The organism is Mycobacterium sp. P2_H7, from assembly GCF_056403275.1.
On record NZ_JBFUFU010000004.1, the window covers coordinates 175,807 to 197,977 of the forward strand.

A 22,171-nucleotide genomic window follows, 5' to 3' on the forward strand; every position below is an offset into this window, starting at 1 on the left:
TCGGGGCTAGGTCATTCCGAAGAAGTTTTTTGCGTTGGTGGACAGCACTTTTCGCTTCGTTTCCTCATCAAGGCCCTCAGTCGCCTTATTGGCGACCGCGGTGCTGTGCGGCCAGTTGGTGTCATTGTGTGGGTAGTCGGTCTCGAACATCAGCTGATCCGGCCCGACAAGGTCTAAGATGCGGAACGCCACCGGATCGCCGAAGGTTGAGAACCAGATGCGGCCGGGCACCTGCGTGCTGGGTGGTTCGGTGAGCAACGGGTGGATCCCGCCCCAGGCGCGGCGGTCCTCCCACACCTCGTCGACACGCTGCAGGTAGTAAGGGATCCAGCCGGCTTGTGCCTCGGCGAATGCGATCTTGAGGCTGGGGAACTGCTTGAGCTTAGCCGAGAACAGCCAGTCGACCAGGGCGATGGTGCAGTTCACTGCCATCAGAGCGCTGGTCACCACGTGGGGGGCATCGGGCGATGATTTGGTGAGTGACGAGCTGGACCCGATGTGCAGCATGATGCCCACCTGATTGCGCTCACACGCTGCGAAGAACGGGTCCCAGTAGCCGCTGTGGATCGACGGTAGGTCCAGTCGTGCGGGCAGCTCGGAGAAGCACACGGCGCGCATGCCTTTGGCCGCGACCCGCTCAACTTCCTTGGCGGCGAGGTTGGCGTCCCAGAGCGGGATGATGCCGAGGGGGATCAGCCGACCATTGGAGCCGCCGCCCCACTCGTCGATCTGGAAATCGTTGTAAGCCTGTACGCAAAGCAGGGCGAGCTCCTTGTCCTTGCCGTGCAGGAATCGCTGGCCGCAGAAGCGGACAAGAGTATTGGGGAAGCACGCTGATGCCTCGATGCCGGCGATATCCATGTCCGCGAGGCGGTCAGCGGGACGATAGCAACCGGGACGCATCTCGTCATACGTGATCGGGTCGGTGGTGAGCTCGTCAATTTCATACCCGGCCGCCGCGCTGATCAGCGGGATGGGGATGATCGCGTCCTCGTAATGCCAGATGTCGGCGTCGCGCCCGTCCTCGTCGTCGACGAATGCGACATCCGAGGTAACCGTCGGATCCATCCGACCGCGGTGGCGGATAATCCTCGGTCCGACTTCGCGGAAGCGCTCGGGCAGCCGGCTGGTCCACAGGTCGGCAGGCTCCACCAGGTGGTCGTCCGGCGAAACGATGGGGATGTCTGCACTCAACGCTGCACTCCTTCGGGGCGGGACGGTTCATTTCCTGATTAGAGAATGACTGTTTCCGACGATACCGCATGTGCGCGCCGGCTGCCCACGAGGTGGGGGCAGGTACTTCGCGATAATCAACATACCCATGTAGGTAGATCGCGTATTCTCGTCGTTCATCGCGTATTCTCTATGCATCATGAACGCAAAAAGAGGCACCTCCAAAAGTGCGGACGGCGGCTTGCAGGTCGTCGATGCGGAACTCGAGCCCGCCGCTACTGCATGGCAGCAGCGAAGCATTGACCGAAGGCTGAGTGGTGCGCGCGCCCGTGCGCTGGCGCGCAGTTCCAGGTTTCTGGCGACCGCGTTGGAGCTGATCGAGGAATCGGGCCGTGCCGACTTCACCATTCAGACGTTGATCGACAGATCGAATCTGAGTCTGCGTGCCTTCTATCAGCATTTCGCCGGCAAGGAAGAACTGCTGCTGGCGCTTTACGAGAACGTCACCAGCCAGTTCACCGAGAGTATCCGCCAAGAGGTCGCGGCGGCGGAAGGTCCGATGCAGCAGCTTGAGGCGTTCTGTCGCGGGTTTCTGTCTCGAGCCGAATACTCGGAGAAAGTCGGTGGCCGGGTGATGACGATCTACAACCTGAGCCTGGAGATCGAGCGTCCTGCCGACTTCGCCAAGATCTGGGAGCCGCACCAGAGGCTGCTCACCAAAATACTGACGGCATGCTCGCGTTCGGGTCTGGTGCGCAAGGACCTCACCCCCGCGCAGTTGACCACGCTGTTGAATTCGACGCTTACCGCACTCGCCCAGATCGGGGTCTTCCACCTCGGGGTGAAGGGCGCCGAACTCACCGAAGCCCAGTTGTGGGCGTGGTGCAAGCAGGCGGTATCGCCGCCGGCGGAGCAGGAGAAACCCAAGCCTGCTCGTGCCAGGTCCACGACGCGGTCAGCCCCGGCGCGCAAGTCCGCCAAGCTAACGGGGTAGGCCGAGTCCACGCTGGGCGATGATCGAGCGCTGCACTTCGCTCGTGCCTGCGTAGATTGTGGTCCCCAGCGCGAATCTCATCAATTGTTCGAACCGACCCTGCTCGGGCGCGGTGGGTTCGAGGAAGCTGCGCATTGCGTCAGGGCCGACAAGTTCGACAATGTCTTGGCTCGCGCGCTCCAGAGCCTCGGTGCTGAACACTTTTGACATCGGTCCTTCGGCGATCGGGTGTTGGCCGTGTTCAGCCATCCAGACGCATCGCCGCTGCAACAACAGCGAAACCTCGCTCTCTACCGCGACCCTGGAGATCCGGCGTCGGACATCGCGGTCTTCGATGGGTGCCGCCGTACGGTCGGACGGCACCGTGGTCGCCCATTGTTCGGCATGGTGGAGCAGTCGGGCGATGTGTGGACCCCATCCCGAGGCGTGTTCGTCCTGCAGCGACAATCCCAGGACCTTCCACCCGGCGTCCACCTCGCCGATTCGCCACTGATCACCGATACGTACATCGCTGTAGAACGTGATGTTGGTGCGTTCCCCGGACAGTGTCCACACCGCTTGAGCGGCGAAACCCTCTGTGGCGGTCGGGACAAGAAACATGGTGAGTCCCTTGTGCTTCGGCTTATCGGTGCTGGTTCTGGCGAGCAAGAATACGTAGTCGGCTATGTGGCCGTTGGTGGTGAACATCTTGGATCCGTTGATCACCCATTCCTCGCCGTCGCGTACCGCCCGCGTGGCCGCTGCTGCGACATCCGAGCCGCATTCGGGCTCGGTAAACCCTAGTGCGATGGTGATGTCACCGCTCATCGCTCTGGGAAGGATCCGGTCCTTCGTCTGCGGCGTGCCTACCGCCCGGATGATCGATGCCACCATCCGGGTTGTCTCGGAGAGATAGACCGGCGCATCGAAACGCATCATCTGTTCTTTCAAGACCTGCTCGCACCAGGCGTCGCCATCCTGACCGCCATATTCGGTCGGCCAACGCGGCGCGAAGTAGCCCTTGCCCACCAGACCCTTGGCGAACGAGTCGTCGTGGGCGACGCCGCTGCGGTACGTCCGCTCTTCGAACTCTGGCGTCAGGACCTGTGCCAGGTGCTCGCGGACGCCTTCGCTGAACGCCTCGGTGTCCGCGTCAAGCCCAAAGTGCATGTGCGTAAACCATTCTCTCGTCGTAGCTCCAGCGGAGTACTGATAATCTCATAATTGAGAATAATCATATCCGGATGAAACGGAGGTACAGAAGTGGACCTGACTCTGTCCGGCGAGCAGCGCCAGCTCGTCAATTCATTCGCGGCGCTGTATGCCCACGAATCCACCTCGGAGCGCGTGCGCGCCGCGGAGCCGCTGGGCTTCGATGACGATCTGTGGGCTGCGCTGCGTGAGACCGGTGTCATCGAAATGGCCGTCCCAGAGGAGTTCGGAGGGTGGGGCGCCTCGATTCTGGAACTTGCACTGGTCGCCGAACAGCACGGTAGAGCAACGGGTTCCGCCCCGCTGATCGAAGCGCAGGTGGCGGCGTGCTTGTTGGCCGAGTCCGGAGCCATCGGCACCGATCTTCTGAGTACAGCATTGTCCGGTGAGCGCACAATCACGTTCGCACCCCGGTGGGCGGCGGCGGAGGCGCATGAATTCCGACTGGTACCGGCGGGCGCAGTCGCCGACGTGGTGGTGGCACTCGTGGGTGACCGGTTGATTGCATCACCGATCGGTGAACGTACCTTGGTTGATAATCTGGGAACATTGCCGCTGGCCGATGTAGTGGTGAGCGCCAGCGCGGTGGTGCTGGCGGAGGGGGACCAGGCGCACGCGGCTCATTCGCGGGCACTCGATTTCTGGCTGACGCTCACCGCGTGCGCGCTCACAGGTGTGGGCGCCCGCGCGGTCGAGGTCGGCGTCCAGTACGCGAAGGAGCGTCGTGCATTCGGGGTCGCCATCGGGACTTTCCAGGCGGTATCGCATCCGTTGGCCGACGCTGCCACCGCGGTCGACGGTGCCCGCCTCCTGGCGCTCAAGGCCGCCTGTGCGTTTGCCGACGAACCCCAACGGGCAACCGAATTGTCTGCCATGGCATTTGCCTTTGCTGCAGAGTCGGCCCGTGACGCCACCCGCACGAGTTTGCACGTCCACGGTGGTTACGGATTCGGCATGGAATCCGACATCCAGCTGTATTACCGCCGCGCTCGGGGCTGGACGATGGTGTACGGCGAGCCGGCCGCCGCGCTGGATCGGGTGGCCGATGCCCGCTACGGCGCCGTCGGCTGATCGAAGGCCCGCGGTGCCAACACCGCAAAACTGAGCGTCGACCGCGCGGCCAGCCTGTCCCGGGCCACGTCGAAAACATCCACGGCGACCACGATTGTGCGCCGGCCGGCCCTCACCAGGGTCGCCACCGCCCGCGCGGGCCCCTCCATGACGGGGGCGAGGTAGTGGATCGTCAGATCGGCGGTACTCACCCCGTTGCCCGGACCGGCGGCTGTCATGGCGAGACGACCGCTCGCCACGTCGATCAACGTGGCGAGCAGTCCGCCCTGGAGGGCTCCCCGGACATTGGCGAGGTCGGGTCTGTTGTGTAGATCGACGATGACCGTCTCCGCATCATCGACGATGTCGAAGAAGGGCATCTCCCCGAACAGGTGGCCGGGGATCGTCACCTCCATGGGATTCATTCCTGCGCTCTCACCTGGTCTTTGATGGCCAGAACGATCGGTGGCGCCTTACGCCAGTGCGGGACTCCTTGCTCGGGGCCCGCGGTGGCCAGCTTGTCCTCACGGATGCCCGCCCAGTGCGAATGGTTGAGCTGGTGCAAGGTGAAACAGGCTTGGAGCGAGTTGTAGAAGCCCATGTTGTCCTGGGTCTGGTTCACCGATTCCTTGATCAACAGGGCGGCCATGGTGGGGATCTGGGCGATGCGCCGGGCCATCGCCAACGTCTTGTCGGCCAGATCGCCGCGTTCGAACACCTTGCTGACCATTCCGAGCCGGTGCGCCTCGTGGATATCGATGGCATCACCGGTGAGCATGAGTTCCTTGGCTTTTCGAGGTCCGAACTCCCACGGATGACCGAAGTACTCCATGCCACACATGCCCAGTCGGGTGCCCACCACATCTGCGAAGCGGACGTCATCGCTGCCGACGATCAGATCGCATGCCCACATCAGCATCAGTCCTGCGGAGAACACATCACCGTGCACCTGGGCGATGGTGATCTTACGGAGATTGCGCCAGCGCAAGGTGTTCTGGAAGAAGTAGTGCCACTCCTGGAGCATGCATTTCTCGGCGCTCTCGCGTGTTCCGCCGTTGACCGTCGTGGTCCGATGTTGCTCGGGGCCGGGTAGATATTCACTAAGAGCTTGTTCAGAGCCGATGTCATGTCCGGAAGAGAACATCTTGCCCTCGCCGGCAAGGATTACCACCCGGACGTTGTCGTCGGCCTCGGCGGCGCCGAAGGCTTCGTCGAGCTCCACCAGCATTCCGCGGTTCTGGGCATTGCGCTGATCGGGCCTGTTGAGCGAGATCCGCACGATTCTGCCGTCATCGTAGTTCTGCCACTTCAAGAACCGGTAGTCGCTCACTGTTCTCCCTCTGACGTGTGTGGTAATGATGTTATCGAGTTATGAGAAGCAATATTCTCACAACGTGTCAGGAGAGCCCACGTGACCCAGCAAGCCCGCGAAATTTGGGATGTCGACAACCATCTCTACGAACCCACCGACGCCTATACCAGGTACCTGCCGAAGCAATACGCCAACTCGATTCAATGGATTCAGGTCAACGGCCAGACCAAGTTGATGATCAAGGGGCGACTCACTGACACCATCCCCAACCCGACCTACGACATCGTCGCGTCCCCGGGTGCCTGGGCGGACTACTTTCGCGGTGTCAATCCCGACGGCAAGACTCTGCGAGAACTCGCCAACCCCATCGCGTGCCCGAATTCCTTCCGGCGGGCCGATGAGCGGCTGACACTTCTGGACGAGCAGTCGGTGCAGGCCTGTGTGATGTTCCCGACCACCGGCGGAATGCTGGAGGAGCGGATGACCGACGACATCGAACTGGCGCACGCCGTCGTGCACGCCTACAACGAATGGCTGCTCGAGGAATGGAGTTTCGACTACCGCGGACGCATCTTCGCGACACCGGTCATCACCCTCCCCGACATCGATAAGGCAGTGGCCGAACTGGACTGGTGCGTCGAACGCGGCGCCCGATCGGTGCTGGTGAACCCGCGACCCGTCGCGACGGTCTCCGGGCACACCACGTCGATGGGCCAACCGTACTTCGACCCCTTCTGGGCGCGCGTCGAGCACCACGGAGTTCCGGTGTTCATGCACGCTTGCGACTCCGGCTACGACCGGTACAGCCGAGACTGGGAGGGAGCCGGCGCGGAGTACCAACCGTTCAAGCCAGATGCCTTCAAGACGATCGTGTACGAGGACGCACGCTCGATCCTCGACACATGTGCAGCGCTCGTCGCTCACGGCGTCTTCAACCGGCACCCCGGTGTGCGGGTGGGTGTGGTGGAGAACGGTGGCAACTGGGTGCCGCGGCTGTTGAACCTTTTCGATGCCGTGTACAAGAAGATGCCGGGTGAGTTCGCCGAACATCCGGTCGAGCAGTTCAAGCGGCACATCTGGGTCAACCCCTTCCACGAGGAGGATATGACCGGGCTCATCGACCTGATCGGTGCGGACCGCGTACTCTTCGGTTCGGACTACCCACATCCCGAAGGGCTGGCCGATCCCGGCACTCTCAGGCCGGAGATCGCCGCGCTGGGTGACCCGGTGATCGATCGCATCATGGGGGCCAACCTGCGTGAGCTCCTGACGGCGGTGCCGGGTGGCCGCTGACAGGAATCCACGAGTAATTCTCTGGGGGCCTGGACAAGTCGGGATCGGTGCACTGCGAGCGCTGATATCGCACCCCGGTCTGGATCTCGTGGGTGTCGTTGTCCATTCGGAGAGCAAGGACGGACGCGACGCCGGTGATTTGTGCGGTATGCCCGATACCGGCGTGCTCGCCACCCGTGATATCGACGCGGCGCTCGCCATCGATGCCGACGTAGTGGCCTTCTTCGCCTCCGGCGACTACCGCTACCGCGACGCCGCCGAGGACGTGGCGCGATGCCTAAGGTCTGGAAAAAATGTCGTGTGCACTTCGTTGGTGCCGCTGTGCTATCCACCGGCAGCTGACCGAGAAATCGTGGAGTTGTTGGAGACTGCTTGCCGCGAGGGCGGCACCAGCATGTTCAACAGTGGGGTCGACCCCGGTTGGGCCAATGACGTGATTGCCCTGACGATGACCGGATTCAGCAGCAGGGTGGACACCATCACCATGCTCGAGATCCTCGACTACGGCCCGATTGCCCAGCCGGAAATCATGTTCGACTTCATGGGTTTCGGTCATCCGCCGGACCATCACGCACCGTTGTTCGACACCGCACGGCTGGCTGCGCTGTGGGCTCCGACTGTGCATCTGGTCGCCGACGGTGTCGGTCTTCCTCTTGACAATGTCGTGACCACAATCGAGAAGTGGATCGCCACCGCGCGCTACGAAGTGGCCTCGGGCTGGATCGAATCCGGCACCATGGGTGGGATGCGGTTCAAACTCGCCGGGATGGTGGATGGCGAGGAACGAGTGGTGCTGGAGCACATCACCCGGATGGGGGAGGGGTCGGCCCCTGACTGGCCGCAGCATCCATCCCCGCATGGCGGCTACCGCATCATCGTCGATGGCTTGCCCACGTACACCGTCGATATCGAGATGCACGGTCGCGGAAACAACATGCGTGGACTCACCTACGCGACGGTGATGCGGGAACTCAATGCGATCCCGGCGGTGATCGCCGCGCCCCCGGGATTGTTGTCCACTCTCGACCTGCCGTTGGTTACCGGACCGGTGCGGGGCGGGCGCTGGCAGGGTGTGCTGCCAGAGAGGGCTATGACGTGACCGAGCAAGTACTGCAGAAGGTTTCGGATGACCTGTGGACGGTGATGCAATCGGCCAGCGCGGTCCGTAGGTACCGTGACGAGCCTGTCGATGATGAGGTCTTGGAAAAATGTCTGCTGGCGGCGTCATGGGCGCCGTCGGGCGGCAATGGTCAGCCGTGGCGATTTGTGGTGCTGAAGTCACCCGAACTTCGCGAGTTGATCACGTCGGCTGCCCAGCGGACGTGGGAGGTGATGAAGGACTTCTATCGGATACCGGCGATAGATGACGGAGCAGACGATCCCAAGTCGCGAACGCTGCGGACCATGGCCGAGCACATGAGGGTGGGCGGTACCGCCCCGGCCCTGGTGCTGTTCTGTGTTCAGCCCCAACGCGGAACGACCGAGTTGCAGCAGGCCGGATCCATATTTCCGGCGGTGCAAAACTTCCTGCTGGCGGCGCGAGCTCAGGGGCTAGGAGCGGCAATCACTCTGTGGCAGGACGCATGTGACGGCGAGTTGCGCGGGCTCGTCGGCATCCCCGATGACTGGAAGGTCGCCACGCTGCTGACTGTCGGGTGGCCAGCAGGCCGGCACCACATGGTGCGACGCAAACCGCTGTCGGAAGTCGCGGTGACCAATCATTGGGATCTGCGGTGGGGGAATCGAAAATCTGGTGGCTAGCGGATCGCTGTAGGTCTGCAAAGTAGGCGTCATCCTTCTTACAACCGCGGCGCTGTGCCTCTGCGTGCAGTCTCATCGCCCAGCCGTCGTCGACGATTCGGGACAATCGCTGTGAGACGAGAAACGAGACGCTCCTGAGGCACCCCGCCCTCGGACCATGGATGAAGAGACTGATTCCCGACGGAGGGTCTCACATGTCTAGAAACGAGACAGACTCCCGCTATGCCGTGACCCGCCCCGTCGAGGCGCTTCGAGGTGCAGGTGTCGGCCACAGCGCATCCCTGGGCTCATCCGCTCGGTCGGCCTCTCAGGTGGGGAAATCGACGCTGCGAGAAAGTGTTTCGTTTCTCCGGATGTCGGCCAGATTCATCTCCAGCATATCGATCACGGCGTCGTATCCGCTATTGCCCAAGACCAGTCGACGGGCCGGTGGGTCCTGAGCCATCGCCGCGATCACCGCACGGGCGCCACGACGCGGATCGCCGGGTTGCACACCGTCCATCCCGACGTAGGTGGCACGGACCTCTTCGAGCAGGTCGCGGTAGTCCGGGATCGGCTCGTCGACGGGTTCGTCGGCGAATCCGGTGTAGGCGTTGGTCCGGAACGCTCCCGGTTCGACGGTCAACACGGAGATGCCGTGTGGAGCGACCTCGTCGTGCAGCGCGTCGGTGATAGCTTCGATGGCGAACTTCGTCGCACTGTAGTAGCCGAATCCGGGCGCTGACACCAGCCCCGCCACCGAGGACACGTTGACGATCCACCCGTTTCCGCGGGCGCGCATCCCCGGCAGCACTGCACGCGTCACGGACAGCACAGCGAAGAAGTTCAGCTCGAACATCGCCCGCAACGCGGACTCGTCCATGCCCTCGATCGATCCGTACCAGCCGCGGCCGGCGTTGTTGACCAGCACGTCGATACCACCGAAATGCTCCTCGGCGGCATGCACCGCACGCTGCACCTGGTCCGCGTCGGTGAGTTCCAGTGGCGCGACGAGAACGCGGTCGCCGTACTGCTCGGCCCACGTCGCCAGCTCGTGCAGACGCCGGGACGTGAGGACCACACGGTCGCCGGCCTTGAGTGCCGCCTCGGCGAACGCCATTCCGAAGTTGCCAGGGGTACCTCCGGTGATGAACCAACGCCGCGTCACGGCTCAATCACCACCCGGCTGATCAGCGCGCCGTCGAGGGTGAAGCGGTAGTGCAGGTCGGCGACCCCGCCCGGGAAGTTGCCCTCGAGGTGCTGTCCGACGTCGACAGTCGTACCGGTCTGCCGTTCGAGCACTGTCGCACCGGTGAATGCGGTGGTGTAGGTGAACTCGGCGGCGGCGGTGGCCACCCAGGCCGCGATCTCGTCATGTCCCTTGTAGTCGTGGCCTTCGTCGGTGACCATGGCATCGGGTCTGAGTGTGGCCAGCGCTCGATCCGCCTCGCGGGCATCGAGCGCAGTCATGAACGATCTGACGGTCTTCGGGAGTGCATCCCAGTCTGTGTTGGTCATGACCCCACGATGAGAGTTGCCGTAACGGGAAGGTCAACCCCCGGTCCGCTCGCGCGGTGATGTTGACCTTGCCCCAGGGGGAGGCTTGAGGATGGCCGTGTCCCATCACGTGGGCAATGCAAACGCAGAGGAGGACGCCGTGGGCGCACAGGTCTCCATCGGAGACTTCTCAGTGATGACCAGCCTGAGTAGGAAGGCGCTACGCCACTACCACGACATCGGCATTCTCGAACCGGCCCACATCGATCCCCATACCGGCTACCGCTTCTACGACACCAGCCAGGTCGATCACGCCCACATCATCCGCCGGTTCCGATCGCTGGGTATGTCCATTCCCGACATCAAGGCGCTACTGAGCACCGAAGACGCCGGGGCCCGCACCGACATCATCACCACTCATCTCGAACAGATGGAGGCCCAGTTGCAGCAGACCCGTGACACCGTGGGTGCGCTGCGCGAACTGCTTTCTCCCGTGCGTAGTCCCACCGACGTCACATCGCGCCACGAACCGGCGCTCGCCGTCTGGTCCGTCAGCGCCACCATCGACACCTCCGGGATCGACGACTGGTTCACGGCGTCACTGCGGACACTGCACCGGGCCGTCGCCGTGGCAGTAGGGAAGCCGACCGCGGTGGTCCCGGGCGGCCTCTACGATCGCGCGCTGTTTCTCGAACAGCGCGGCAGCGCAACCATGTTCGTCGAAGCACCACCATCGGCAGAACCGCCCGACGGGATCCGCGCCGAGGTCTTACCAAGGGCCGAATTCGCGGTGCTCACCCACCCGGGCGGTCACGACGGCATCGACCGTAGTTACGCCGCCCTGGGCATCTACGTCAACGAGAGTCTGATCAGCAGCCAGGGACCTATCCGTGAGCACTACCTCGGCGGCACTCCCACAGATCCGGGCCGGTTCACCGCAACTGAGATCTGCTGGCCGATCTTCAGCACCACCGTGCCGACCCGATGAACGACACACACGAGCGGTGCGACACATTTGGAGCATGGCTCAATCCCGCACTGGGTGATGATGCCCCGTATCGCCTACGCTTCTCAACTCGAACAGTCGGGTTATCCGCGACCAAGAACGCGATCATCCACATGAGGCAAGACGACCCCCGCAGCGTCGCCCATCACCACCACCGGATCGTCGACCGACACGGACCCCGCCTGCTGTTGGGCATTAGTCTCGGTGCTTACTGAGACGCACTCGAAACGACTCCCGGTGACGGGTATGCGGACAGGTGGACCTCAGCGGCCAGGCCGTCAACAAACGAGACAGGAACTGATTGGTCTCACATCTCTGGATCCGAGACAGATCGTCAGTGCGAATCGCATTCAGGCGGCCGCGAGTTCGAGTTGCACTTCGATGAGCCAGTCTGAGTAGTCGGTGTCGCTGGTCTCCAGGTAGAGCTCGCGCCACCGGCCCCTTTGGACGCTCGGTACGTGGTCGTGGACTTCGGCCCAGCGCGCTATGGCTTGGTGAGCCTCATTCATGTCCACAACGGCCCCGCGTCGCACGACCGACGCAACTGGGATTCCCGCAAGCTCGACGATATCGAGGCCTGGCACGTTCGCAGTCGGTGCGAGGAAACCAGCGTGCAGGCGCAGGGTGTGCTCGTCATCATCGCGCCAAGAGATGGGTGACGACCGGTCCGCGGAGGCTGCGTCCATCAGCGTGATGACGCGTTCGAAGACTGCTTCGACGTCGAGTTGGTCGGCGTCAGACTGCGCCTCAACAAACTGGTGCAATGCGAGAATGCGTTGCGGAGCAACGTTCTTCAGCTCGACATCGGTGATGGTCATCATTTTCTCGCTTTCGATTAGCCGCAACCGTGCACGCACCCGGTCGAGGGTCTGCCCATCTCGAAGTAACTGCGTCTCCAGATCGGCCGCACGCATGCGCAGCATTCCTCTGAGCTCGACTGCGTCGATGCCGTCGGCGAGAAGCTTCCTGACCTGCTCTAGCGGGAAACCGAGGTGCTTGAGCGCGACGAGTCGGTTGAGCCGTGAGAGCTGATTGACGTCATAGGAGCGCCGTCCAGTGCGCGGATTGACCTCGGCGGGTACCAGCAGGCCGATGTGGTCATAGTGGCGCAGCATGCGAACGCTGACCCCGCCCAACCTTGCGAACGCACCAATCGCATACATGAAGTCCACGATCGCGCATGACACCGTGTCATGTGCAAGCCCCTCCGCGGTGATACTGCTTCGATCGATCGAGAGTAATCGGCTAAAGCGCTGATCAGTCGCGTTGTGCGACAGAATCGGATCACTTTTCTAGAACTGCTTTCGGGCGGAGCTGACTATCCTTCTGTTCATGGCGGATGCGGCGTCATCGGTGCAAAAGGCGAATGACGCGGTCGCGCGCGAGTACGACCGGCAGATCAGCCACGAGTTGAAGCACAAGCCTCTGGACCGCGCCTGGTTGACGGCGTTCGCGGACCTGGTGGGGACCGGCACCATCGCCGACGTGGGCTGCGGACCGGGACACGTGACCCGCTATCTGGCTGAACTGCACCATGACGTCGTGGGTGTGGACCTGTCGCCTGCAATGATCGCCATCGCCCGTGAACGTGCACCGCAATTGACCTTCACCGTTGAATCCATGCTGGCGCTGGCCGCTGCCGACGAAGCATGGGCGGGCGTCGTGGCGTGGTATTCGATCATTCACTTGGAACCGTACCAACGGCCCACCGCCTATGCGGAATTCGCCAGAGTGCTACAACCGGGCGGACACCTGCTCATCGCGTTTCACATCGACAGTCCCCAGTTCGCAACCGGGCAGGTAAACCACATCGACGAATGGTTCGGACAACACGTTCAACTCGACGGTTACTTCCTGGATCCCGAACAAGTAGCCGGTCAGGTGGCAGCCGCCGGCTTCGCACTGATTGCCAAGATGGAGCGCCTGCCCAGTCCTGACGTCGAGTACCCCAGCCGCCGTAGCTACCTACTGTTGCAACGGAATTGACCAGCAAAGATCAGATGGACGTCCAAACTCCGCCCCGCGAGGCAGGTGAATGCCCTATGGGCTTTGGCCACCGAACTCAGGCGCTCCGGGGTATGCGCACCGGAATCAGCGGAACCATCTCGACAGTGCGGTGGCCAGACCGTCGTCGGCGGCCGAGGGACAGATCTCGTCGGCTATCGCCTGCACCGAATCTGGAGAGTTGCCCATAGCCACACCGTGAGCCGCCCAGCTGAGCATCTCGATGTCGTTGACACCCCACCGACAGCCGACGTCTCGGATGCATCGACCCCCAACTGCACGCGCAGTCGCTCCAGCATCGCACCCTTAGTCACCTCCGCGGCAGTCAGGTCCGCCAACACCTCAAGTGGTGGCTGCCGTCATGTGGTCATTGCGTGTATGACCGCCTGCCTGATCCACCATGTGGCGTAGATCGAAAACGTATATCCCTTTGTGTAGTCGAACTTTTCGACCGCGAGTTGGAGGCCAACGTTGCCGGCCTGGATGAGGTCCAAGAAAGCCATGCCGCGGCCGGCGTAACGCTTGACCAGCGCCACAACAAGGCGTGAATTCGCTGCCACAAGATCGTCTTGCGCGTGGTCGGCGTCGCGGCATATCCGCACCAAATCATCGCGCTTTGCGTCTGTCTCATCGCTCTCAGCCATCCGCCTCAAAGCAGCAGTGGCCTGCCGGCCCACTTCGATCCGCTTGGCCAGCTCTATCTCTTCCTCTGCGCTCAGCGGCACTGCATCGTTCACCTGCGTGAGAAACGCCTTCACCCCGTCAGCCGACGCGGTGAGGTTAGCGTCGATCAGAGCCTGCCGCAGCGCCTCGGAATCCTCTTCTTCCCAGACGAAATCGCCTGAAGCATAGTCTTCATCGGTCGGCTCGCCGAGTTCATCATCGCTCTCGTCGGACAAAGTGCCACCTCCTAAGCCTCGCCAATCGCTCCAGTTCCCGAGACGGTGCCTCCGCGCTGAGATGCCCTCTCCGGATGCGGCCCTCACGTACGACCAGAATCCGCGACCCTGCGGATGCAGAACCGTCTGATTCGGCCAGTGCGGTGCTGGTCCTGCCGCCCTCGCCGCTATCTATGTCCGTACGCCTCACACCCGCAGCTCGTCAAGCGATGCCTCCAACCTGGGGTCCATCCAGTCGTCGGAGCGGGAGAGGCCTTTGTTGCCACCTTGGGCGGCGCGGAAGCGGTAGTGGGCGTAGGCGGCCATGATGTGCACCGTATACGCCTCGGCCAGCGTCGGGTCGTCGCGGATGATGAGGAAGTTCTCGTCGTGGTGGCCGTGCTGGTGGATCCCTCTGAGAAGGGCATGTTCACTGCGCAGGAAGGGATCGCAGTGATCGAGGAGTCGACCGTCCATCTGCCGAATGTGTGGGTGGAGTCGGGGTCGGGCCTCGTCGTCGACTTCGTGAAGGCCCGGGCCTCACGGCCATCGTCAAGGGATTGCGCTCCGGAATCGACGTCGAATACGAACTGCAGATGGCTCAGATGAACCGGTACGTCGCCGGGATCGGCACGTTCTTCGTGGCCACCACGCCGCAGTACGCGTTCGTCCGGTCGGCGTTGACCAAGGAGGTTCCCGGGCTGGGCGGGGACGTGTCGGCGCTCCTGCAGGACGCGGCCAACCGACGGGTGGCCGGAAAGTTCGCGGCGCGCGGTGGGTGAATCACCCGGCGCCGCCGAGCACCCATTCATGGGGCGGCAGCATCTGAGCCGTCCGCATTCGTTACGAACGAGACGCCGACTCAGAGCCTCTAGTATTCGAAGTCGTGATCCGGCGACACGATGTGCTCCGCGGGCTGGCCGACGCCTTGATTGAAGTGCGCGAACGACATCCGCTTCGCGTCGCCATCGACGGCATTACCGCCGCAGGCAAGACCACTCTCGGAAACGAGCTGACCGCTGCGATCACTGAGCGCGGACATCCGGTGATCCGTATCCGGATGGATGACTTTCACCACCGGCGTGAGCACCGCTATCGCCAGGGTAAGGATTCTGCACGGGGCTACTACGAAGATGCTTACGACTTCGACGCACTCAACCAGTACGTGCTGAGGCCGCTCGGACCAAACGGAGACCTGGCATTCAAACGCCGCATCGTCGATCTCGCGGCAGACACTGCCATTGACGAGCCTACTGAGATGGCCCCACCCGACAGCATCCTCATTGCCGATGGCAGCTTCATGCAACGCCGCCATCGCGAGAGTTGGGATGTCGTCATCTTCGTGAACACCAGCTTCGCGGAGGCCTTGAGGCGTGGACTTGACCGTGACGCAGATCAATTCGGCGGCCGTGACGCGGCAGAGCAACGGTATGCCCACCGCTATCACGCGGCATCGCGCATGTACGTCGATGAGGTCGCCCCCGCCCGCACGGCCGACTACATCATCGACAACGACGACCCGTTCAGCCCCCGCCTGCGTCGCGCCTCCGCGTAAGACGGGACCTTCGATGGTGGATGACTTGCCGCGGTACATCTGAACGTCGGCACCCGAGATCTGTTCCTCTACGACAATCGCCGCCTTGTCGAAGGACTTCGCGGCTGCGGTGTCGCTGTCACCTACATCGAACAGCAAGGCGCCGCCCACGCCTACCCGTTGCGTACCCACACGCCCGAAGCCCAGTGGACGATCCGCGATCAGATCCGATGGCTACAAACAATTCTGGACCATCCACCCCGCTAGACCGACCACCGCCAAAAAATAGTGGCGCAGCAAAAGTGACGGTTGTCGAGGTGTCACCAGTCATATCGTTGATGATGCCGGGAGTGGCGCCGCTATGGCATAGACGAGGTGCTGGCGGTTGCCCCCTGTTTGGCCCCAGTCGGTGGGAAATCTGCCTCCCACCCTTACCTCTTGATTGTCCTGCGATGCCAGGGGAGCGTCCCATCGCCCACTGCTGGCCGATCTGCCCATTGCGCACCATCCGAGAAGTACCGAACCGTAACTCCGCGAGAGGAACTGGCAATGACTGCTGCTCTTGACCCCGGCCGTCCGTTCACCGGTGGGGAACGTGCCCTTTTGGAGGACACGTTGCGCCTACACCGGACAGAACTTGTCCGAATCGTCTCCGCGTTACCGGCATCTACCGTGCGGACGAGGCTGGTGCCGTCTTTGACGACACCGATCTCCCTTGTCAAACATGCTGCTGCAGCAGAACGAATCTGGTTTCAATGCACCTTGGCCGGCATCGCAGTGGGGGACTGCGACGGGCATGCCACCGGAGGTGACGGCAGCTTTCATGTCGGCGATGATGAGACGATGGCCGATGTGATTGCCGAGTACGGTAGGGCGTGTCGGCGATCAGATGAACTGGCGGCCGGGTTCGGGCTCGATGATGTCGTCGAGCATCACCTTGTCGGGCCGGTGAATCTGCGGTTCATCTACCTCGGGATGATCGCCGAAGCCGCCCGCCACGCCGGACACGCAGACATCCTGTGTGAGCAGATCAGCGATGGTCACGTGAGACGATCACCCTGAACATCATCGGCCCATCCGCTGCCGTCGGCGTACGCACCGATGATGGCGAGACGGTGCCACCCACGGCGGACTCGCTTAACTGGCGGGCGATCATGACCTGCTGCGGCGAGCAGGGGCTCGACACCACTCACTGCTTGAGTATGCAATTACTCCCGCCCTGTAACTGAAATCCCTCTTCAGACCGAACGAAAGAAGGGCGTAAATCCCGTGTTAAACAACCAGATACGTGACGGCGCCGAGCGAATCATCATCGAGAATCTGCTTGACCACAACCGCGAAGAGCTCATAGAGACCGTCCGCGGTCTCTCCGAAGCCCAGGCCCGAAGCCGACTTGTTGCATCGCTGACGACGCCAATTTCATTGATTAAGCATGCCGCTGGCGCAGAGAGGATTTGGTTTCAGCGGTTCTGGGCAGGGTTGGAGGAATCCGAGTGCGGCGGGTACTCGCGCCGTGACGAAGGCACTTTCTCCGTGACCGCCGACGAGTCGCTGGCCGACGTCATCGCCGAGTTTGAACGCGCCAGCCAAAAGTCGCGGGAGATCGCGGCTGGCTTCGACCTCGACGACACCAAGCACAACGGCCGAGAAGGGACCGTCAGCCTGCGGTGGACGCTGGTGGCCATGATTCAGGAATTTGCTCGACACGCCGGCCATGGAGACATATTGCGCGAGCAGATCGAAGCAATTGCCTCCAAGGGTGAGTCCTCAGGGGACGTTTTGCGAGGATCCGCGCGTGAGCATGGCCCGCGCGGTTCGATAGGGCTTACTGCCGGCCCGGGCGATGAGCGTTGAGTTGCTGACCAGATTGCCGAGTGGCTGGCGGTGTTGAGGAAGCCGTTACCGCTTGGGTCGGCGTAGGTGAGCATGGCCACCGATGCTCGGCAGGTCGCAGCGATGTTTTGGTCGCGGCGCTGCTCCTGGGCGAACTCATCGTCATGGCGAGCGACGCCACAGACGTAGGGGTCCACGCCGAGTTATGCCGTGCCGCTGCTGCGTTCGCGATCCCAGTATCGCGACGTATTCCGTGCCAGATGCGCCACCCGTCGAGGCAGATCGCTTCCGGCCACGGGCCCCGCACAACGTGGCGTAAGTGCCATTTCAACTGAAAACCGCATAGATCTCTATGTGAATCCCTAGATCAGTCGAGCGTTCGTGAAGGGTGAAGCCGGCAACAGTGATGTCGGTGAGGCTCAACTGCCCCTATGTCCGCGGCAGCCGTGGCGTGATGGTCATATGGCGTCGCGGCACGTCCACTTCCAGGACGAGGAAGCTGCGAACGAGCTATAGCGGGGCTGCGCTGGGCCATGCTTGAGGCGAACACGGTGTGCGGTAGGGCAACCCACCGTGTTGAGCGTGCGGCGGCCACATCGGCGCGAACCTGTGTTCTGGTCAGGCCCGTCAGCTGCCCGAATCTGTTCCGGACAAGTAGATCCGCACTGTGAAGTCGGAAAGCCGCCAGCGGGCGGCGGAGCTGAGGTGATTGCGTGGGTCGCGTGAACACATCGATGATCGCGGCCCTTGGGCGGCCGAGCATTCAGGCGACATGCGCGTGGGTACTTGCCGCGCTGCCCGGTTCCGTGGGGCTGCTGAGACCGGTCAAACCGCCTGCTTCGGAGGCTTTTATTGCCTTCGTGCAAGCGCTACATTGCGCTGATCCTCAGTCGCCGACTCGGTGTGCCGGATGGACGGTGCACGAGCTGACTGCTCATGTGGCCGCCGGCTCGGCCGAGATCGCCGACCTCGTCGAGGATTCACTCGCCGGGGCGCCGATCCGGCCGACGCGTGACTTCGAAGAACGTGAGGCACCGTATCGTGTGCTGCCGCCAAAAGAATTACGCCGGGCGTTCTTTCGGCAGGCGCTACGAGCTACTGTCGCGGTGGAGCGGCTGTCACAGGCTGGACCAACCAGCCGCGTGGCGTTCACCGGTGCGCTGCTGGACGCTGCGACGCTGGTGTTGCACAGTGAGAGCGAACTGATCATTCATCGTTGGGACATCGTGGGCAACGACGAAACTAGCATCCACGCGCTGAGCGACTCCCGTTTAGCTGTGCACGCTGCCACGGCTGTTGCTGCCATGCAGCCGAACGTATTCCCGCCTCGCGCAGGCGAACACGAAACCATCATCCTGCGCTCACCCGGCGCTGCCGACATCGCGGTGACCGGAGGGCCCGTCACTACTATCGAACTGGCTGCACACGACACGACCCATCCAGTGGTGCAGTGCCATCCTGCAGTGCGCACATTATTGCTGTGGGGACGGTACCCACAACCTGGACTGCCCGAGACCGTCGGCGAGCCCCGAGCTGTCGCCGCCGTCATCGCGATGCTGCGTCCCCATCCGGCACGGTGATACACGTTGTCCTGATGTCTCGGGTGCACGGGTTCCGGACCTACCGGCGCGCCGGAGCGTTGCGATTCGCGTGGGCCCGAGAATACCGTTGTCCGCGCAGCGTGGCCCTCAGTCCCGCGTCAGGGTTGGCGGCGGGTGTCTGTGGGATAGGGGTGCGGGCGCAGGTGGATCGGGGAAGCTCAACTGCTTTGCACGCCAATCGTTTTGACAGTTTCATCGCTGTGACGTGCATGTCCGCGGCGCGGCGCTTAGCGGCTGGATCTGGGTTTTTTCCCTCAGCGCGGTCAACAGGCCGAGCCAGCTCGGGATTGTCGTGCGCCGCGGGAGTCGCAGCTGCGCCGCTGCACACCACGTTTGCCATACTCCGACTTCGCGGGAACGAGCCAAAATTAACGCAGGGCGGGCTTCTGACTCTCCCGCGCAAGTTCTTGTGGGGCCATCCGGTCTTCCAGCATGGCTGGGAGAGGACTGATGACAGGTTTGTTCCACCAGCTACGCAACTTGTTGAACATTGAGCACCCCTTTGTAAACCGATATGAGGAGAAAGGTCTATATCGCCCAGAAATCGAAGCGCCCCGCTCGGCGCCGCACACATCAACAGGACAATACGGGCATACTGTTGCACAGTTCGCAGCGGATTGGCTACCCGCCAACGCGTCGTGTGGCGCGCCGAGTTTCACTGGTGTGACGTGGAATACATATGCGCGGCTCAGTCGTAGGTCGACTCAGACGTCATAGTTAACGTGTATTTGAGTTCAGCTTCTCACCCCTTTCGTTGTCATCGAAAGAAAGCCGCAGATTCTCTCAGCACCGAGGCATGTGCGTTGGCGATCCGATAATCCAACTGACCTCGCATCTGGCGATGTCCTGACCATTTTGTATGACTCGTGGTGAACTTTGGTTTGCAAAGACTGTCGGCAATCTTCATGGCGCAACTTCCACGCGGCATGCGATCGCGGGCTAATCCGTAGGCGATATCTGGGAGTTAGCTGAGGGCTCGAATGAGCTCTCGGCAATTGGCCTGAGCGCTACATGCAGTGGCGGGTGCTGTTGCCCGGATCGCGCACGATAGCGTCGAATCGTGATCGCGGTTGTCTTGTTCGATCTCGATGGTGTCATCCGGCACTTCGACGCGCGCGATGCCGCTGGCGTTGAGGAACGTCATGGACTGAGGGCTGGCGTCCTCGGGGAGGTGGCGTTCAGTCAGCCGCTACTCGATGATGTCACGACCGGTCTGATCACCCGTGCGCAGTGGATACACATGATCGGCGACCGAATAGGCAACGTGGTGGCGGCCTCTGAGTGGTCACGGCTGCGACCATCGATTGATCATGAAGTACTCCGCCTCGTTGACGAACTCCGCGCCGCGCCGGTGTCGGCGGCGGTACTGACCAACGGCACCGATACCATTGCCACCGAGCTCGCAGAGTCGGGAGTCGCCGAGCATTTCGATGCGATCTTCAATTCCGCCGACATCGGTTACGCCAAACCCGATCAAAAGGCGTTCACGCACGTGCTGGAGGCGCTGAACTGTGCGGCTGGCGAGGTCTTCTTCACCGATGACTCGCCGGCCAAACTCAGCGGAGCCAGCAAGCTCGGGATGCCCACTCACCTGTTCGCCGGCGTGCCGGGGCTGCGCGCAGCGCTTCGCGCCGCGGGCGTCCCGTGCAACTGCGGCTAGCCGGATTGTACTGTGCAGCAAAGGTGTCGGAGGATGCGAGCGAGACCGGACTGGCGGGCAATCCGGACGGTGAAGTGCTCTCTCCAGCACCCTTCTGGACACCAGCGCCGTGAGATTTACAGCATCCAAGGCGGGATGCCGAACCGCAGCAACTTCCGGAAACAGAAATCCTCAGCGGTCCTCGGTCGTGTCGTCCCGGCTGCCTGCGGGGTGCCACCACGATAGGAGCCGTTGTGGCGGACTGAAGTGGCCCGGGTGGAGTTCATTGGGGCTGGGTGGGAGCGCATCGTTGAACGACGCTGCCCGTTGTCGTTGACTTGCCGCGGGAGGTTAGGGGGCGATGCGGGTGTTGCGATAGTCGGTGGGTGTCATGGCGAACCAGCGTTTGCATGCTCGGGTCAGCACGCTCTGCTCGGCGTAGCCGAGTTGGCGACACAACTGCGCCAGCGGCAGGTCGGTGTCGAGCAACAAGCGCCGGGCGAGTTCGCGGCGGGTTTGATCGATCAACTTGCCGAAGGTGATTCCTTCGGCGACGAGGCGTCGTTGCAGCGTCTTGGGGTGGATGCCGAATTGGCGGGCGATGAGTGCGGCGGTCAGCTCACCAGTGGGCAGGAGTTGGCGGATGATGCCGCGCACGGTGTCGGTGAAGCCGGTCGCGTGTTCGGCACGGGTGTTGGACAGGTAGCGCAAGGCGAGCTGATGGGCCAGCGGATCGTGGTTGAGCGGGCGCTGTAAGTCGTCGGTGCGCAGGGTGAATCCGGCGAACGGTTCGTTGAAGTGCGGTGGGCATCCGAAGTAGCGGCGGTAGTCGGTTCTGGTACCCAGCGCGGGGTGGGGCAGGTGCACGGAAACGGCTCGGTAGGTGGTGCCCAGGAACAGGTGCAGCACCCGGAGGGTGACGCCGAGGGCGAGTTCGATGGCCTGGGCCTGTGGTGGCATCGGGCGCAGCAGGAAGTCGAATTCGAACCGGCACAGCGCCTCGTCGGTGTGCGGGTGGATGCGGGCGGTGATGCCTGGACTGTAGGCGCTCATGTAGGTGTCGATGATGGTGAACGCCTCGGCCACGGTGGTGGCGGTGCGGGCGGCGACACCGACCGGACCGAGGATGTCGATGCTCTGCCGCTGCGCGAGCTGGCGCCCGAAGTCGTCTACACCGAGTACCGCGGCTGCGCTTTCGACCGCGGCGACCGCATTGCGCAACGGAATGCAGCGGTCACTTTGTCCGGCATCGGCGGGATCGATGCCGGCGAATTCCAGCAACGCGGCCGGGTCGCCCCCATGGGCGGCGGCGAGCCCCTTGAACCCCACCAGCGATGATCCGTGGATCAACTGCATGTCCATCACAATCAAGAAGATGTCCAAGAAAGTCAAGACAACCGCTGATAGCTCGGCAAGGATGGTCGGG

Annotated in this window: 22 protein-coding genes and 2 pseudogenes; 13 read left to right on the plus strand and 11 right to left on the minus strand. The window is 62.6% G+C overall.

Annotation, left to right across the window (positions count from 1 at the left end):
• Positions 1 to 6 precede the first annotated feature (6 nt).
• On the minus strand, positions 7 to 1,194 hold the full coding sequence (locus AC1DY7_RS05240) for an amidohydrolase family protein (RefSeq protein ID WP_477492598.1): 1,188 nt from the start codon (positions 1,192 to 1,194) through the stop codon (positions 7 to 9).
• Positions 1,195 to 1,372: 178 nt separating this feature from the next.
• Here AC1DY7_RS05240 and AC1DY7_RS05245 point away from each other — a divergent pair, with 178 nt between their 5' ends.
• The gene (locus AC1DY7_RS05245) at positions 1,373 to 2,167 is read left to right on the plus strand and encodes a TetR/AcrR family transcriptional regulator (protein ID WP_477492599.1); all 795 of its coding nucleotides are present in this window, start codon (positions 1,373 to 1,375) and stop codon (positions 2,165 to 2,167) included.
• Here the strand turns inward: AC1DY7_RS05245 and AC1DY7_RS05250 are convergent.
• Positions 2,156 to 3,316 carry an acyl-CoA dehydrogenase family protein gene (locus AC1DY7_RS05250; RefSeq protein ID WP_477492600.1) on the minus strand — a complete coding sequence of 387 codons (1,161 nt, stop codon included), beginning with the start codon at positions 3,314 to 3,316 and terminating at the stop codon, positions 2,156 to 2,158. The two genes, AC1DY7_RS05245 and AC1DY7_RS05250, sit on opposite strands and share 12 nt — an antisense overlap.
• Before the next feature lie 93 nt (positions 3,317 to 3,409).
• On the opposite strand from AC1DY7_RS05250, the gene AC1DY7_RS05255 reads away from it, so the two are divergent.
• Positions 3,410 to 4,429: an acyl-CoA dehydrogenase family protein gene (locus tag AC1DY7_RS05255; protein WP_477492601.1), complete on the plus strand. Its 1,020-nt coding sequence runs from the start codon at positions 3,410 to 3,412 to the stop codon at positions 4,427 to 4,429.
• Here AC1DY7_RS05255 and AC1DY7_RS05260 read toward each other — a convergent pair.
• Positions 4,411 to 4,824 (minus strand): PaaI family thioesterase, encoded by a 414-nt coding sequence (locus tag AC1DY7_RS05260; protein ID WP_477492602.1) that lies wholly within the window; start codon positions 4,822 to 4,824, stop codon positions 4,411 to 4,413. The two genes, AC1DY7_RS05255 and AC1DY7_RS05260, sit on opposite strands and share 19 nt — an antisense overlap.
• Positions 4,825 to 4,829: 5 nt before the next feature.
• Positions 4,830 to 5,738 carry an enoyl-CoA hydratase gene (locus AC1DY7_RS05265; RefSeq protein WP_477492603.1) on the minus strand — a complete coding sequence of 303 codons (909 nt, stop codon included), beginning with the start codon at positions 5,736 to 5,738 and terminating at the stop codon, positions 4,830 to 4,832.
• A gap of 81 nt (positions 5,739 to 5,819) precedes the next feature.
• On the opposite strand from AC1DY7_RS05265, the gene AC1DY7_RS05270 reads away from it, so the two are divergent.
• Genes AC1DY7_RS05270 through AC1DY7_RS05280 form a run of 3 tightly spaced genes read left to right on the plus strand, consistent with a single transcriptional unit; the run spans position 5,820 to position 8,774 of the window.
• Positions 5,820 to 7,013, plus strand: a complete 1,194-nt coding sequence (locus AC1DY7_RS05270; protein WP_477492604.1) for an amidohydrolase family protein — start codon at positions 5,820 to 5,822, stop codon at positions 7,011 to 7,013.
• Complete coding sequence (locus AC1DY7_RS05275; protein ID WP_477492605.1) at positions 7,003 to 8,112, plus strand: NAD(P)H-dependent amine dehydrogenase family protein; 1,110 nt, start codon at positions 7,003 to 7,005, stop codon at positions 8,110 to 8,112. Before AC1DY7_RS05270 ends, AC1DY7_RS05275 begins: the two co-directional genes overlap by 11 nt.
• A 44-nt stretch (positions 8,113 to 8,156) precedes the next feature.
• On the plus strand, positions 8,157 to 8,774 hold the full coding sequence (locus AC1DY7_RS05280; RefSeq protein ID WP_477492710.1) for a nitroreductase family protein: 618 nt from the start codon (positions 8,157 to 8,159) through the stop codon (positions 8,772 to 8,774).
• A gap of 307 nt (positions 8,775 to 9,081) precedes the next feature.
• On the opposite strand, the gene AC1DY7_RS05285 is transcribed toward AC1DY7_RS05280, so the two are convergent.
• Positions 9,082 to 9,921 carry an SDR family NAD(P)-dependent oxidoreductase gene (locus AC1DY7_RS05285; RefSeq protein ID WP_477492606.1) on the minus strand — a complete coding sequence of 280 codons (840 nt, stop codon included), beginning with the start codon at positions 9,919 to 9,921 and terminating at the stop codon, positions 9,082 to 9,084.
• A complete protein-coding gene (locus tag AC1DY7_RS05290; protein ID WP_477492607.1) occupies positions 9,918 to 10,271 on the minus strand; it encodes a nuclear transport factor 2 family protein in 354 nt (117 codons plus the stop codon). Before AC1DY7_RS05290 ends, AC1DY7_RS05285 begins: the two co-directional genes overlap by 4 nt.
• Positions 10,272 to 10,410: 139 nt before the next feature.
• On the opposite strand from AC1DY7_RS05290, the gene AC1DY7_RS05295 reads away from it, so the two are divergent.
• Complete coding sequence (locus AC1DY7_RS05295) at positions 10,411 to 11,238, plus strand: MerR family transcriptional regulator (protein WP_477492608.1); 828 nt, start codon at positions 10,411 to 10,413, stop codon at positions 11,236 to 11,238.
• Positions 11,239 to 11,606: 368 nt separating this feature from the next.
• Here AC1DY7_RS05295 and AC1DY7_RS05300 read toward each other — a convergent pair whose 3' ends face one another.
• Positions 11,607 to 12,419, minus strand: coding sequence for a MerR family transcriptional regulator (locus AC1DY7_RS05300; RefSeq protein ID WP_477492711.1), 813 nt, complete (start codon positions 12,417 to 12,419; stop codon positions 11,607 to 11,609).
• A gap of 169 nt (positions 12,420 to 12,588) precedes the next feature.
• Between AC1DY7_RS05300 and AC1DY7_RS05305 the strand changes: the two genes are divergently transcribed.
• Positions 12,589 to 13,242: a class I SAM-dependent methyltransferase gene (locus AC1DY7_RS05305; protein ID WP_477492609.1), complete on the plus strand. Its 654-nt coding sequence runs from the start codon at positions 12,589 to 12,591 to the stop codon at positions 13,240 to 13,242.
• Positions 13,243 to 13,347: 105 nt separating this feature from the next.
• Here AC1DY7_RS05305 and AC1DY7_RS05310 read toward each other — a convergent pair whose 3' ends face one another.
• The 3 genes and pseudogenes from AC1DY7_RS05310 to AC1DY7_RS05320 form a co-directional block, all read right to left on the minus strand.
• Positions 13,348 to 13,521, minus strand: a complete 174-nt coding sequence (locus AC1DY7_RS05310; protein ID WP_477492712.1) for an HAD family hydrolase — start codon at positions 13,519 to 13,521, stop codon at positions 13,348 to 13,350.
• A gap of 107 nt (positions 13,522 to 13,628) precedes the next feature.
• Positions 13,629 to 14,150: pseudogene (locus AC1DY7_RS05315) on the minus strand (sigma-70 family RNA polymerase sigma factor); the annotation flags it as partial.
• Between the two features lie 195 nt (positions 14,151 to 14,345).
• Positions 14,346 to 14,615: a hypothetical protein gene (locus AC1DY7_RS05320; protein ID WP_477492723.1), complete on the minus strand. Its 270-nt coding sequence runs from the start codon at positions 14,613 to 14,615 to the stop codon at positions 14,346 to 14,348.
• On the opposite strand from AC1DY7_RS05320, the pseudogene AC1DY7_RS05325 reads away from it, so the two are divergent.
• From AC1DY7_RS05325 to AC1DY7_RS05350, 6 genes and pseudogenes are all read left to right on the plus strand, one after another.
• A pseudogene (locus tag AC1DY7_RS05325) lies at positions 14,526 to 14,920 on the plus strand (pantetheine-phosphate adenylyltransferase); the annotation flags it as partial. The gene AC1DY7_RS05320 and the pseudogene AC1DY7_RS05325 sit on opposite strands and share 90 nt — an antisense overlap.
• Before the next feature lie 104 nt (positions 14,921 to 15,024).
• Entirely contained in the window at positions 15,025 to 15,693 is a 669-nt protein-coding gene (locus AC1DY7_RS05330; protein ID WP_477492610.1) for a nucleoside/nucleotide kinase family protein, read from the plus strand.
• Positions 15,694 to 16,221: 528 nt separating this feature from the next.
• Entirely contained in the window at positions 16,222 to 16,734 is a 513-nt protein-coding gene (locus tag AC1DY7_RS05335; protein WP_477492713.1) for a DinB family protein, read from the plus strand.
• 207 nt (positions 16,735 to 16,941) lie between these two features.
• Positions 16,942 to 17,526 carry a DinB family protein gene (locus tag AC1DY7_RS05340; RefSeq protein ID WP_477492611.1) on the plus strand — a complete coding sequence of 195 codons (585 nt, stop codon included), beginning with the start codon at positions 16,942 to 16,944 and terminating at the stop codon, positions 17,524 to 17,526.
• 692 nt (positions 17,527 to 18,218) lie between these two features.
• Positions 18,219 to 19,085 (plus strand): maleylpyruvate isomerase N-terminal domain-containing protein, encoded by an 867-nt coding sequence (locus AC1DY7_RS05345; protein WP_477492612.1) that lies wholly within the window; start codon positions 18,219 to 18,221, stop codon positions 19,083 to 19,085.
• 1,096 nt (positions 19,086 to 20,181) lie between these two features.
• Positions 20,182 to 20,766, plus strand: a complete 585-nt coding sequence (locus AC1DY7_RS05350; protein ID WP_477492613.1) for an HAD family hydrolase — start codon at positions 20,182 to 20,184, stop codon at positions 20,764 to 20,766.
• Between the two features lie 330 nt (positions 20,767 to 21,096).
• On the opposite strand, the gene AC1DY7_RS05355 is transcribed toward AC1DY7_RS05350, so the two are convergent.
• On the minus strand, positions 21,097 to 22,101 hold the full coding sequence (locus AC1DY7_RS05355) for an AraC family transcriptional regulator (protein WP_477492614.1): 1,005 nt from the start codon (positions 22,099 to 22,101) through the stop codon (positions 21,097 to 21,099).
• Between the last annotated feature and the right edge of the window lie 70 nt (positions 22,102 to 22,171).